Source organism: Corallococcus sp. AS-1-12 (assembly GCF_020036995.1).
Taxonomy (GTDB): Bacteria; Myxococcota; Myxococcia; order Myxococcales; family Myxococcaceae; genus Corallococcus.
The window spans coordinates 35,804-48,158 of record NZ_JAIQDD010000025.1 but is presented as its reverse complement, the minus strand read 5'-3'; the positions used below and the strand labels follow the sequence as shown (position 1 = coordinate 48,158).

Sequence of the window (12,355 nt, the reverse complement as noted above, 5' to 3'; positions counted from 1 at the left end):
TGTTCAACCCGGGAGGTCGTACATGCGCAAGGGAATCGCGAAGTTCGTGTTCATGCTGGGCGTCGTGGCCGGTGGCGCCGTCGGGGCGCTGATGCCCACCAACTCGGAGGCCATTGGCCTCTGCTCCAACCTCTGCATGAACGAAGACTGCTCGTGCTTCCGCCAGTGTGCCGGCGTGGGCGGTGGGCAGTGCGTGTGTTCGCCCGAGACCATCTGCCAGTAGGCAGCGGGTGAATCGCGGCCGGGCCCCCGTCGTGGGCCCGGCCGTTCCAGTCACGCCAGGGCCTGCTCAGAGCCGGCCTAGGATCTCCGCCCGCTTCCTCGCGAACTCCTCCTCCGAGACGAGGCCCGCGTCGGCCATCCGCTGGAGGTCCGCCAGGGCCTTCACGGGGTCACCCTGCGCCGGCGGTCCCTTCGTCATCGCGCCCATTCCCTGGAGGAGGAACCCGGTCAGGTCCTGCTCGACGACCGGCCCCAGGACGACGACGCGCTGTGGATCCTTCGGGTCGACCTTGACCTTGAGCCGCAGCCCCACGTCCATCACCTGCACGTTCCAGTCTTGTATCGTGCTGCTCAACGACACCGGGTACGGCGCCTGACCGGGCAGCCGCACCTCGAGCACGAACTCGAAGATCTGCCTGCGGTTGATGTACATCCGCGTGGGCGTGAACCTCCGCACCGTGGCCTCGCCCGGCAGCCCGTGTTGACGGACCTGGGACTGCTTCCATACCCGGCGGGCAAAGTAAGCGACGAGCGCGCCAATCCCGAGCAGCGTCAGGGCCCAGCTCGCCGCCACGAACGCCATGATCATCGCATCCTTGCTCATCACCCCACCTCGAAGCGCCCCTCGCGACCTTTAAACGGCCGGGGACCCGTATGAAAACAGCAGCGGCCGTGCACCGCCACGCCTTGTCGCGAGGGCTCCCCGGAAAACTCCTCGCGCTTCCTCCGGCGCGGCGCGTGGGTAGCATGCGCGCCCATGATCCTGTCCCAGAACGAATTCGTCCCGCGCGCGGAGGCCGTGCGCGCCCGGCTCGAAGGCGCCGTCCTCGAAGCGCTCTCCCATCACGGTGAGCCTTCGGTCCCGGACCTCGCCGGTGTCTTCCGCAAGAGCGCGCAGCGGTCGCCAGCGCAGGTCGCGAAGGCGCTGTGTCCCGGCCCCCTGTCGCCCATCGGCTTCGCGGCCCTGGTCATGCGTGAGCTGCTGGCGCCCGAGGACGCGGTGCTCGAAGGGACCGTCTCCGAGGCCCGGGTCATCACGGGCAACGCGAGGGCCGCCGGCGCGCTGCGGGTCACCGCGCCCCTCGTCGTCCTCGGGGACCTGGAGGTGGCGGGCGTGCTGGAGGACTGCGGGCCGGACTCGACGGTCGTGGTCGTGGGCCGTTGCTCGGCGTGGGGACTCCAGACGTCGGGGAACTTCCTGGTGCTCGGCGACCTCGTGGTCCGGGACGTCATCCAGGGCATCTACAACGACGACAGCCTCGTCGTGGCCGGCGACCTCACCACGCGCTTCCTCGACGAGAACGATCACGACGTCGCCTGCTACGGCGAGGTCCACGCCGAGCACCACCTGAAGAACGGCCGCTCCGGCGACAAGGCCGCCTCGCTCGCGTCCACCTTCCTCCTCCCGGAGCTGTGGGACGTCGACCTGGGGGAGCTGCACCACGACGCCCTGTTCGAGCGCATCCAACGGGGCGAGCCCGTCTTCACGGCCACGCCCCAGCCCCCGCGGGTCCGCGAGCCGGATGCGCCCACGGCCGAGGAGCTCCAGGGCCTGGACATCGAAGGCATCGCGGCCCGGGCGTCGGAGAACGCGCGCGCGAAGGACGTCGTCTACGCGCAGCGCAAGACAGGCGAGGTGTGGCTGATGCGCCCGGGGAGCCTGCCGCTGCAGATCTTCGACGGGGAGCAGTTCCTCGGGAAGGAGCCGCCCCCGGAGCTCGACGTGAAGCAGCGGGCCTCCGAGCGCGTCACGTTCTGGCGCAAGCGGGGCGACCTGTTCCTGGAGATTGAACGCTTCGGCGCCGTCGTGCAGTTGCACGCGGGCTACAACAACGGGTCGATGCGCACGTTCCGCTTCGCCTTCGAGACGCCCGACGCCGCCGCACGGGAGGTGAGGCGGCTGGAGACCCGCTACGAGGGAGACTTCCTGCGCGTCACATCCGGGGTCCCCGGCCGGGGTCCGCTCGAGCGCGAGCTCGCGAACTACGGAGGTCCCAAGACGGAGTACACGTCAGCCATCGTGGACGGCACCACGCTGGTCACCCGCGACGGCGAGCGCCAGCGCTTCGATGACGAGGCCTCCGCGCTGAGCGCCCTCGAGGATTGGATCGCCGGGAAACGACAGGCGGGGTTCGACCTGAAGATCCTGGAGTGGAAGCCCTTCGGCCTCCTGGGCGGACGGTAGGCGGACTCAGGCGCTCTCGCGGTCGCCACGGCCCTCGTCGTAATGCGTGGCGAACTGCTGCCGGAGCACGAACTTCTGGGCCTTGCCGGTGCTGGTCTGCGGCATGGCCTGGAGCAGGACGATGGCCTTGGGCACCTCGAACCCACCCAGGTGCTGGCGGCAGTGGGCGTTGATCTCCGCCTCCGTCGCGGAGGCGCCGGGCTTGAGCACTACGAAGCCTGTCACCGCCTCCGTCCAGCGCGCGTGCGGCAGGCCCACCACCGCGACCTGGAGCACGGCCGGGTGACGCAGGAGGACCTCCTCGACCTTGATGGACGGGACGTTCTCTCCGCCCGTCTTGATCATGTCCTTCTTGCGGTCCACGAAGAGGAGCTGGCCGTCCGCGTCGAACATGCCCAGGTCGCCGGTGTGGTGCCAGCCGAAGGCGCTCGCCTTCGCGGTGGCCTCCGGGTCCTTGTAGTAGCCGAGCATCACGTTCGGTCCGCGGTGGACGATCTCCCCCACCTCGCCGCGCCCGAGCAGCCGGCCCTCGTCGTCCATGATGGCCGTCTCGTTCGTCACCACCGAGTCGCCCCAGTACGAGCCGAACCGCTTGAGCTGCTGCTCCGGCTTGAACATCGTCGTCGCCGGGTACATCTCCGTCTGCCCTGACGCGAGCGCGAAGCCGCCCGGGCAGAAGTGCTCGATGAGCTCCACGAGCATCGTGCGCGCCATGGGCGCCATCACGTAGAGGCACAGGCGCAGACTGGACAGCTTCGTGGCCGGCCGCGCCGGGTGCGCCAGCATCGCGCCGTACATCACCGGCAGGCCCATCAGGAACGTGATGCCGCGCTGCTCGACGGTCGCGAGCATCGCGCCCGGGTCGAACGCCCGCCGCACGACGATGGTCGCCCCGGCCAGCAGGAACGTCATCACGATGGCGTGCTGCGCGCAGTGGAACATCGGGAGCACGCAGATGGTGGAGTCCGACGGGCGCATGCCCAGCTCGAACAGGTTCCCGCTCAGCGCCGCCTGCACCGACGCATGCGAGTGCATGACGCCCTTCTGCTGGCCGGTGGTGCCGCTGGTGTACATGATCTGCGCCAACTGGCCGCTCTGGATGTCCACGTCCGGCAGCGTGCCGTGCTGCCCCTTGAGCGTGTCCAGGAAGGCGACCGTGTCCCCGCCCGGCGCCTCCTGCCCTTCCGGCACGCAGACGATGACGCGGGTGCCCAGCGCGTCGAGCATCGCCCGCAGCCCGGGCTTCGCGAGGAGCTCGGCGTCGACGACGGCGTGCGTCGCCTCGGCGTGTTCGACGATGTACCGGACCGCCTCCACGGAGAGGCCGGTGTTGATGGGCACCCAGACGAACCCCGACTTGTAGATGCCCACGAACGCGGTGAGCATCTGCGCCGAGTTGCCGCAGAGCATCGCGATGCGCGCGCCCTGGGGCAGCCCCTGCGCGCGCAGGTAGTGCGCGAACGCGTTCGAGCGCCGGTCGAGCTCCGCGTAGGAGAACTCGAGGTCCCCATCCACGAGCGCCGTCCGCTCCGGCCAGCGCAGCGCCGACCGGTGGACGATGTCTCCCAGCGAGACGCGGCTGATGCGCGGGGACCGGGGTGCCTGGATCGCGGTCATCATGTGCTCCATTCCGCCCGTTCGGGCGTCGGGTCGAACCAGCTACCCCCGCAGCCTATTTCGGCGCGGCCCACGCGGGAGGCCGGCGCTCCAGGAAGGCGAGCATCCCCTCCTGGGCCTCCTCGGAGGCGAACAGCCGGCCGGAGAGCGCGACCATCTCGGCGCCCCCGGAGTCGATGCGCGCGCGCAGCCCGGCGGACACCAGTTGCTTCGTCTCACGCAGGCCCTGCGGAGACGACACCCGGAACGTCTCCAGGATCTGCTCGACGGCGCCCTCCAGCGACGCGTCCGGCACCGCGGAGGTGATGAGCCCGATGCGCGCGGCCTCGGTCGCGTCGAAGGCCTCACCGGTGAGGAAGTAGCGGCTCGCCGCCCGGCTGGTCAGGTGCGGCAGCGTGGTGAGGGAGATGACCGCGGGCGTCACGCCGATGCGCGCCTCCGTGAAGGCGAACTTCACGGACTCCGCGACAACCGCCACGTCGCACGCGCCCACGATGCCGATGCCGCCCGCCCTCACCTGCCCGGCGACCTTCGCCACGACAGGCTGCGGCAGCGTCACGATCGTGCGCAGCACGTCGAGCAGCACGGCCGGCGCCTTCGCGGCGCCTCCGTCCGCCATCTCCGACAGGTCCGCCCCCGCGCAGAACGCCGGCCCCGTGGCCGCGAGGACGACCGCGCGCACGCCCGGGTCGGAGCCCACGGCGTTCAGCCGCTCCATCAACTGCGTGACGAGCGCCCGCGACAGCGCGTTGCGGTTGCGCGGCGAGTCGAGCGTCAGGGTCGCGACGCCACGAGAGACTTCGTACCGGACGAGCGGTGCTTCACTCATGCTGCCTCCTTCGCTGCGGGGGAGACGACCGCGACGACGTGCCGCGCGGGCACCTGCGCCCCGACCGTGACGTTCACCGCCGTGACCACGCCATCCGTGGGCGCGATGAGGGACGACTCCATCTTCATCGCCTCGAGCACCACCAGCACGTCGCCCTTCTTCACGGTCGCGCCGGCCTCGGTGCTCACCCGGATGATGCGGCCATCCATGGGCGCGCGCAGGCGGCCGTCGCTGGCGCGCTCGCGTTCGGAGGGCAGCCGGAAGGACACGTCGCGAAGCTGGCGCGTGACGCCGTCGAGCGTGCACCACAGCGTGCCACCCGCCCGGCGGTAGCGGACCGCGCGGCGGCGCCCCGCCACCTCCACCTCGGCGCGTTCGGCGGAGAGGGCGCGCAAGGACAGCGGGACCCGGGTGTCGCCAACCTGGACTTCATAGGCCTCCGGCGCGACCGGACGCACCGAAGCGCGGAACTCCGAGGCCCCGTCATGCAGGCTGACCGGCACCGGCAGGGCGTAGGAGCTGCTCCAGCCCGTGAGCGTCGCGTCGAAGCCGCCCTTCCGGGCCAGCGCCTGCGCGTCGTCGTGGAAGAGCAAGGCGGCCAGGATGGCCTGGTCCTCCGGGGACGCCTTCCCCAGCGCTTGCAGCGTCTCCGGCGGCGTGTGCGCGCCGACGAAGCCCGTGTCGTACCGGCCGGAGCGGAACGCCTCGTGCCCGAGGACGTGCTGGATGAACACGCTGTTCGTCGTGACGCCGAACACCGTCAGCTCGCGCAGCGCCGCGGCCAGCCGCTCGCGCGCCGTCTCGCGGTCCGGCCCGTACGCGATGAGCTTCGCCTGCATGGAGTCATAGAAGGGCGTGATGTCCTGCCCCTCCCGCACGCCATGGTCCACGCGGATGCCCTCCCCCGCCGGAGGCTCCCACGCGAGGAGCCGGCCCGTCTGCGGGAGGAAGCCCCTGGCCGGGTCCTCCGCGCACAGGCGCGCCTCGATGGCGTGCCCGCGCCAGGCAATCTCCGGCTGCGTCAGCGGGAGCCGCTCGCCGTCCGCGACGCGAAGCTGCCACTCGACCAGGTCGAGCCCGGTGATGAGCTCCGTCACCGGGTGCTCCACCTGAAGCCGCGTGTTCATCTCCATGAAGAAGAAGTCGCCGTTGGGCGCCAGGAGGAACTCGATGGTGCCCGCGCCGCGATACCCGATGGCGCGGATGGCCTGCACCGCCACGGCCCCCATGCGCTCGCGCAGCTCGGGCGTCACGGCCGGTGACGGGCTCTCTTCAATCACCTTCTGGTGCCGGCGCTGCACGGAGCAGTCGCGCTCGCCCAGGTGCACGGCGTTCCCATGTTCGTCCGCGAAGACCTGCACCTCCACGTGACGCGCGCCTTCGATGGCCCGCTCCAGGATGAGCTCGCCGCTGCCAAAGGCGTTCGTCGCCTCCGAGCGCGCCGAGCGGATGGCGTCGAGCAGCGCGCCCGGCTCGCGGACGAGCCGCATGCCGCGCCCGCCACCGCCCGCCGCCGCCTTCACCATGAGGGGGAACCCGACGCGCTGGCCCTCGCGGACCAGGGCCTCGTCCTCCAGGGACTCACCCGGGCGCGCCGCCTCGTAGCCGGGGATGCAGGGCACGTCCGCGGCCTGCATGCGCAGCTTCGCCTGCCGCTTGTTCCCCATCAGCTCGATGGCCTCCGCCGGAGGCCCCACGAACACGAAGCCCGCGTCCGCGCACGCGCGCGCGAAGTCCTCGTTCTCCGACAGGAAGCCGTAGCCCGGATGGATGGCGTCCGCGCCGGACGCCTTCGCCGCGGCGAGCACCCGCTCGATGGACAGGTAGGACTCCCGAGCGGGCGGCGGCCCCAGGTGAATGGCCTCGTCCGCGAGCCGCACGTGCGGGGCGTCCCGGTCCGCGTCGGAGAAGACCGCGACCGTGCGCAGGCCCAGCCGGCGGCACGTGCGCAGCACGCGCACGGCGATCTCACCCCGGTTCGCCACCAGCACCTTGTGGATGCGTTTCATGATTCCCCTCGCTACAGCCGGGCGACGCCAAAGGAGTTGGGCGACAGCGTGCGGCGCGAAGCCTCGTCGCACGTGGCCAGGATGAACCCGAGCACCCGCCGCGTGTCCCGGGGGTCGATGACGCCGTCGTCGAACAGCCGCGCGCTGCACTGGAAGGCATCCGACTCGCGGTCGAACTGCTCGATGAGCGGCTTCGCCATGCCGTCCAGGAACTCCTGGTCGGGCGGCAGCCCCGCGCGCCGGGCCTTCTCCGTGGCGACGATGGTGAGCACCTTCGCCGCCTGCTCACCGCCCATCACCGCCGTGCGAGCGTTGGGCCAGGCGAAGATGAAGCGCGGGTGGAACGCACGGCCGCACATGCCGTAGTTGCCCGCGCCGAACGCACCGCCCAGCAGGAGGGTCATCTGCGGCACGGTCGCGTTGGCCACCGCCTGGAGCATCTTCGCGCCGTGCTTCACGATGCCGCCCTGCTCCGACTGCGTGCCCACCATGTAGCCCGTGGTGTTCTGCAGGTAGATGATGGGCGTGCGCGCCTGGCAGCAGAGCTGGATGAACTGCCCCGCCTTCGTCGCGCCCTTCGCGGTGATGGGCCCGTTGTTGCCGATGAGCCCCACCGCCCGGCCCTCGATGCGCGCCCAGCCGCACACGGTGAGCGCGTCGTAGTCGTCCTTGAACGGCGAGAAGTCCGAGCCGTCCACGATCCGGGCAATCACCTCCCGGCAGTCATAGGGCTTGCGGTGGTCCATGGGCACGACGCCGCACAGCTCCTCCACCGGGTAGCGCGGCGGCTCGAAGGCGGGACGCGCCGACGCCGGCAGGGCGTCATTCCACCCGAGCGACGCGACGATCTCCCGCGCGATGCGGATGCCGTCGGCGTCGTCCTCGGCGAGGTGGTCCGAGGTGCCGGCCACGGTGGTGTGCATCTCCGCGCCGCCCAGGTCCTCGTCCGTGGCGACCTCGCCCGTGGCCGCGAGCAACAGCGGCGGGCCGGCGAGGAACACCTTCGCCTTGCCGCGCACCATGACGACGTGGTCGGACAGGCCCGGGATGTACGCGCCGCCCGCCGTGCTGGAGCCGTGGACGACGGTGACCTGGGGGATGCCGGCCGCGGACAGCTTCGCCTGGTTGTAGAAGGTCTCCCCGCCCGGGATGAAGATCTCCTGCTGATAGAGCAGGTTCGCCCCGCCGCTCTCCACGAGCGACACCACGGGCAGCCGGTTCTGGAGGGCGATCTCCTGCGCGCGCAGCGCCTTCTGGACGCCCCAGGGCGTCGCGGTGCCGCCCTTCACGGCGGAGTTGCTCACGAACACCAGGCAGCGCACGCCGGACACGAAGCCGATGCCGATGAGGGTGTTCCCGCCCGCCAGCGAGCCGTCGGTGTCGTCGTGGTGCTTGTAGCCGCAGAGCGTGGAGAGCTCCAGGAAGGGCGAGCCCCGGTCGAGCAGCAACGCCAGCCGCTCCCGCGGCAGCAACTGCCCGCGCTGCTTGAACTTGTCCCGGGCCAGTTGCTCGGTGTCGCGCGACTTCTGCTCGATGGCGCGCAGCTCCGCGACGCGCGCGAGCATCTCCTGGCGCTGCGTGGTGAAGGTGGCGGAGGCGGGTTCGACCTGGGAGACGAGCGTGGGCACGTCACTTCTCCTTCGGGCCGTCGAGGATGGCGGGCCCCTTGGCCAGGTGGAACCCGTCGTAGGGCTTCGAGTTGGAGTGCTCCGACAGCGGGAAGGCCTTGGTGTTGCAGGACGCGCCGCCGTCGATGCGGATGACCTCGCCGGTGATGAACGCCGCCACGTCGGAGAGCAGGAACACGATGGCGCCGCTCACCTCCGCCTCGGTGGCCAGCCGGTGCAGGGGCACCTGCTTGCGCAGGAAGGGGATCATCTCCCGCACGAAGGGGTCCTCGTAGGTGTCCAGGCCGCTGGACGCGACCCAGCCGGGCGCGACGGCGTTGACGCGGACCCCGGAGGCCGCCCACTCGACGGCGGCCGTCTGCGTCAGGTTGAACATGCCGGCGCGCGCCGCGCCCGAGTGCCCCATGCCCGGCATGCCGTTCCAGGCGTCCGCGAGCATGTTCACGATGGCGCCGCCGTGCTCGCTCATGGACTGGGTGAACACCTCGCGCGCGACCAGGAAGCCGCCGGTGAGGTTCGTCGAGACGACCGCCTCGAAGCCCTTCTTGGAGATCTGCGCCAGCGGCGACGGGAACTGCCCGCCCGCGTTGTTCACGAGCCCATGGATGCGGCCGTGCGCCTGGACGACGGCGGCGACCATGTCGCGCACCGCGGCCTCGTCCCGGATGTCCACGGCGTGCTGCGTGGACGCGTAGCCCTCGGCGGAGAGCTCCCCGGCCACCTTCGCCAGCTTCTCCGGCTTGCGGCCCACGAGGACGATGTGCGCGCCGAGCGACGCGAGCTCGTGCGCGGTGCACCGGCCAATGCCGCTGCCGGCGCCGGTGACGATGATGGTGCGGCCCGCGAAGGAGTTCGGGGCGAAGACTGAACGGTATCCCATCGTGTTGCTCCTCAGCCGCGCGCCTTGCGGGGCAGCGTTCCCATGGCCTTGCTGATGATTCCGAGCATCACCTCGTCGGCGCCGCCGCCAATGGACCCCAGGCGCAGGTCCCGGTAGGCGCGGGCGACGGGGTTGTCCCAGGTGAAGCCCATGCCGCCCCAGTACTGGAGGCAGCCGTCGACGAGCTCGCGGGCCAGCCGGCCCGACTTGAGCTTGCACATCGAGGCGAGCTTCACGACCTCCGGGTCGTCCTTGTTCTCGATGTACAGGCCCACGGTCCGGTAGATGAGCGCCCGGAGCGCCTCCACCTCCGTCTGCAGCTCCGCGAGCCGGAAGTGCACGCTCTGATTGTCGAGGATGGACTGGCCAAAGGCCTTGCGCTGCCGCGTGTACTCCGCCGTCTGCGCGATGAGCCGGTCGAAGGTGACCAGCGTGCTCGCCGACACGAACAGCCGCTCCTCCTGGAACTGCTGCATCTGCATCGCGAAGCCGCGCCCCTCGTCGCCGATGCGGAAGCGCGCCGGGACGCGCACGCCGTCGAAGAAGAGCTGCGCCGTGTCGGACGCCCACATGCCGAGCTTGCGGATCTTCGAGCGCGTGATGCCGGGGCGGTCCATGGGCACGAGGATGAGCGACTTGTTCGCGTGCGCGGGCCCGTCCCCCGTGTTCGCGAGCAGGCAGACCCAGTCCGCCTGCATGCCGTTGGTGATCCACATCTTGCTGCCGTCGATGACGTAGTCGTCGCCGTCGCGGCGCGCGGTGGTCGTCACGCTCGCCACGTCGGAGCCGGCGCCCGGCTCGCTCACCGCGATGGAACAGACGCGCTCGCCCGTGAGCGTGGGCGCCAGGAACTCCCGCCGCAGCTCGTCGCTGCCGAAGCGCGCCAGCGCGGGCGTGGCCATGTCCGTCACGACGCCGATGGCCATGGGCAGCGCGCCGCAGGTGCAGTGGCCCAGCTCCTCCGCGAAGGCGACGGAGAACGACGCGTCCAGCCCCAGCCCGCCGAACTCGGTGGGCTTGGTGATGCCCAGCAGCCCGAGCCCGCCCAGCTTCTGGAAGACCTCCCGGGCCGGGAAGATCTCCGCGGCCTCCCAGGAGTCGATGTGCGGGTTCAGCTCCTGCTCCACGAACTTGCGGACGGTCTGGCGGATGGCGCGGTGTTCCTGGGTCTGCTGCATGGGCTTCCTCGGTGGACTCGGGCGCGTGCGAAGGCGCTACAGAAGCGATTCAGGGACGTCGACGTGGCGCGAGCGCAGCCACTCGCCGAGCGCCTTGGCCTGTTGATCGAAGCGGGTGGACGACGAGACGCCCTCGCCCAGCAGGCCCTCGATGACGAAGTTCAGGGCGCGCAGGTTCGGGAGCACGTGCCGCTGGACCTTGAGCTCGCGCGCCTCCGGAAGCAGCGCGCGCAGCCGCTCCTCCGTGAGCGTGTGCACCAGCCAGCGCCAGGCCTCGTCGGTGCGGACCCAGACGCCGATGTTCGCGTCCCCGCCCTTGTCTCCGCTGCGGGCCAGGGCCACCTGCCCGAGCGGCACGCGCCGGGTGGGGCCCGCCAGCAGCATCGCGGGCAGCGGCGGCGCGGGGACCGCTTCGAGCCGCCGCGTCTGCTCCGTGGGATGCACGTCGAGTTGCCGGCCATCCGGGAGCACCGCGACGTGCGGCACCTTGCGCGCATCCACATAGCCCGGGGTGTAGACGCCGAAGGGCGAAGCGTCGCCGGGCAGCGCGGGCAGGAAGAAGCCGGGGTAGCTGGACAGGGCCAGCTCCACCACGGCGCCGCTGAAGGAACGGCCCGCGACCTTCGGGTCGGAGTCCTTCACGGCGACCCGCAGCGTCGCCGACGCCTGCTCCTCGCTCGGAGCGTCGGCGTGGTCGGTGCGCGCGAGCGTGTAGAGGACCTCCGCGGGACGGGGCTTGAGCGTCGCGTCGAGCTGCGCCCGCACGAGCGCGGCCTTCTCCTCGATGTCCAGGCCGACCAGCATGAACGAGGCCTCGTTGCGGAAGCCACCCAGGCGGTTGAGGCACACCTTCACGTCCGGAGGAGGCGGCTCGCCGCGCACGCCCGACAGGCGCACCCGGTCCGTGCCGTCGGCCTCCACCACGATGGTGTCGAAGCGCGCCGTCGCGTCCGGGCCGGCGTAGCGGGCCCCGCCAATCTCATAGACGAGCTGGGCCTTCACCGTGTCGACGGTGACGGCACCGCCGGTGTGCGGATGCTTGGTGATGATGCTGGAGCCGTCCGCGAAGATCTCCGCGAGCGGGAAGCCGGGCCGGCGCACGTCGATCTCACCGAAGCGCGCGAAGTTGCCGCCGGTCGCCTGCGCTCCGCACTCCAGGACGTGGCCCGCGACCATGGCGCCCGCGAGCCGGTCCCAGTCGTCGCGCTTCCAGCCGAAGTGGGCCGCCGCGGGGCCGACCACGAGCGAGGCGTCCGTCACGCGCCCGGTGACGACGATGTCCGCGCCCGCGTCCAGGCACGCGGCGATGCCCCAGCCGCCCAGGTACGCGTTCGCCGTGAGGGGCTGGTCGAAGCCCAGCTCATCCGCGCGCCCCACCAGGTCATCGCCTTCGACGTGCGCGATGTGGACGGTCAGCCCCAGCTTCGCGGCGAGCGCGCGCAGGTCGTGCGCGAGCCCCGCGGGGTTGAGGCCCCCGGCGTTCGCGACGATGCGCACCTTGCGCTCCACCGCGATGCCGAGCGTCTCCTCCAACTGGCGCAGGAACGTCTTCGCGTACCCGCCCGCCGGGTTCTTCATCCGGTCCCGGCCGAGGATGAGCAGCGTCAACTCCGCCAGGTAGTCGCCGGTGAGGACGTCCAGGGGACCGCCCTCCAGCATCTCCCGGAACGCGGAGAAGCGGTCGCCGTAGAAGCCGGATGCATTGCCGATACGCAGCGAACGCGCGTCCATCGCACCTCCTGAGCCAGGGAGCCGCGAGTCTGTCCCCCATGTCCAAATAAAGCAATCACGATTGCTTTTTTCTTCC

General features: G+C 71.0%; 10 protein-coding genes. 2 read left to right on the top strand and 8 right to left on the bottom strand.

What is annotated here, in order from left to right; genetic code table 11:
* Positions 1 to 22 precede the first annotated feature (22 nt).
* A complete protein-coding gene (locus tag K8556_RS29785; protein ID WP_223743492.1) occupies positions 23 to 223 on the top strand; it encodes a hypothetical protein in 201 nt (66 codons plus the stop codon).
* Positions 224 to 289: 66 nt separating this feature from the next.
* On the opposite strand, the gene K8556_RS29780 is transcribed toward K8556_RS29785, so the two are convergent.
* Complete coding sequence (locus K8556_RS29780) at positions 290 to 826, bottom strand: DUF3592 domain-containing protein (protein WP_223743491.1); 537 nt, start codon at positions 824 to 826, stop codon at positions 290 to 292.
* Between the two features lie 153 nt (positions 827 to 979).
* Here K8556_RS29780 and K8556_RS29775 point away from each other — a divergent pair, with 153 nt between their 5' ends.
* Entirely contained in the window at positions 980 to 2,407 is a 1,428-nt protein-coding gene (locus K8556_RS29775; protein ID WP_223743490.1) for a hypothetical protein, read from the top strand.
* A 6-nt stretch (positions 2,408 to 2,413) separates the two neighbouring features.
* Here K8556_RS29775 and K8556_RS29770 read toward each other — a convergent pair whose 3' ends face one another.
* The 7 genes from K8556_RS29770 to K8556_RS29740 are packed head-to-tail and all read right to left on the bottom strand — an operon-like array spanning position 2,414 to position 12,279.
* Complete coding sequence (locus K8556_RS29770) at positions 2,414 to 4,027, bottom strand: AMP-binding protein (RefSeq protein ID WP_223743489.1); 1,614 nt, start codon at positions 4,025 to 4,027, stop codon at positions 2,414 to 2,416.
* A 52-nt stretch (positions 4,028 to 4,079) separates the two neighbouring features.
* Positions 4,080 to 4,853 carry an enoyl-CoA hydratase family protein gene (locus tag K8556_RS29765; protein ID WP_223743488.1) on the bottom strand — a complete coding sequence of 258 codons (774 nt, stop codon included), beginning with the start codon at positions 4,851 to 4,853 and terminating at the stop codon, positions 4,080 to 4,082.
* Positions 4,850 to 6,862: an acetyl-CoA carboxylase biotin carboxylase subunit gene (locus K8556_RS29760; protein ID WP_223743487.1), complete on the bottom strand. Its 2,013-nt coding sequence runs from the start codon at positions 6,860 to 6,862 to the stop codon at positions 4,850 to 4,852. The genes K8556_RS29765 and K8556_RS29760 overlap by 4 nt, the downstream gene beginning before the upstream one ends.
* A gap of 11 nt (positions 6,863 to 6,873) precedes the next feature.
* Positions 6,874 to 8,490, bottom strand: coding sequence for a carboxyl transferase domain-containing protein (locus tag K8556_RS29755; protein ID WP_223743486.1), 1,617 nt, complete (start codon positions 8,488 to 8,490; stop codon positions 6,874 to 6,876).
* 1 nt (position 8,491) lies between these two features.
* On the bottom strand, positions 8,492 to 9,370 hold the full coding sequence (locus K8556_RS29750; RefSeq protein WP_223743485.1) for an SDR family oxidoreductase: 879 nt from the start codon (positions 9,368 to 9,370) through the stop codon (positions 8,492 to 8,494).
* Positions 9,371 to 9,381: 11 nt separating this feature from the next.
* Positions 9,382 to 10,548: an acyl-CoA dehydrogenase family protein gene (locus tag K8556_RS29745; RefSeq protein WP_223743484.1), complete on the bottom strand. Its 1,167-nt coding sequence runs from the start codon at positions 10,546 to 10,548 to the stop codon at positions 9,382 to 9,384.
* A gap of 36 nt (positions 10,549 to 10,584) precedes the next feature.
* A complete protein-coding gene (locus tag K8556_RS29740; protein WP_223743483.1) occupies positions 10,585 to 12,279 on the bottom strand; it encodes an acyclic terpene utilization AtuA family protein in 1,695 nt (564 codons plus the stop codon).
* Positions 12,280 to 12,355: the final 76 nt, after the last annotated feature.

Excerpts from the sequence above, each read along its gene's own strand:
- K8556_RS29785 (WP_223743492.1), top strand. The coding sequence starts at position 23 with ATGCGCAAGGGAATCGCGAAGTTCGTGTTCATGCTGGGCGTCGTGGCC.
- K8556_RS29780 (WP_223743491.1), bottom strand. The coding sequence starts at position 826 with ATGAGCAAGGATGCGATGATCATGGCGTTCGTGGCGGCGAGCTGGGCC.
- K8556_RS29775 (WP_223743490.1), top strand. The coding sequence starts at position 980 with ATGATCCTGTCCCAGAACGAATTCGTCCCGCGCGCGGAGGCCGTGCGC.
- K8556_RS29770 (WP_223743489.1), bottom strand. The coding sequence starts at position 4,027 with ATGATGACCGCGATCCAGGCACCCCGGTCCCCGCGCATCAGCCGCGTC.
- K8556_RS29765 (WP_223743488.1), bottom strand. The coding sequence starts at position 4,853 with ATGAGTGAAGCACCGCTCGTCCGGTACGAAGTCTCTCGTGGCGTCGCG.
- K8556_RS29760 (WP_223743487.1), bottom strand. The coding sequence starts at position 6,862 with ATGAAACGCATCCACAAGGTGCTGGTGGCGAACCGGGGTGAGATCGCC.
- K8556_RS29750 (WP_223743485.1), bottom strand. The coding sequence starts at position 9,370 with ATGGGATACCGTTCAGTCTTCGCCCCGAACTCCTTCGCGGGCCGCACC.
- K8556_RS29745 (WP_223743484.1), bottom strand. The coding sequence starts at position 10,548 with ATGCAGCAGACCCAGGAACACCGCGCCATCCGCCAGACCGTCCGCAAG.
- K8556_RS29740 (WP_223743483.1), bottom strand. The coding sequence starts at position 12,279 with ATGGACGCGCGTTCGCTGCGTATCGGCAATGCATCCGGCTTCTACGGC.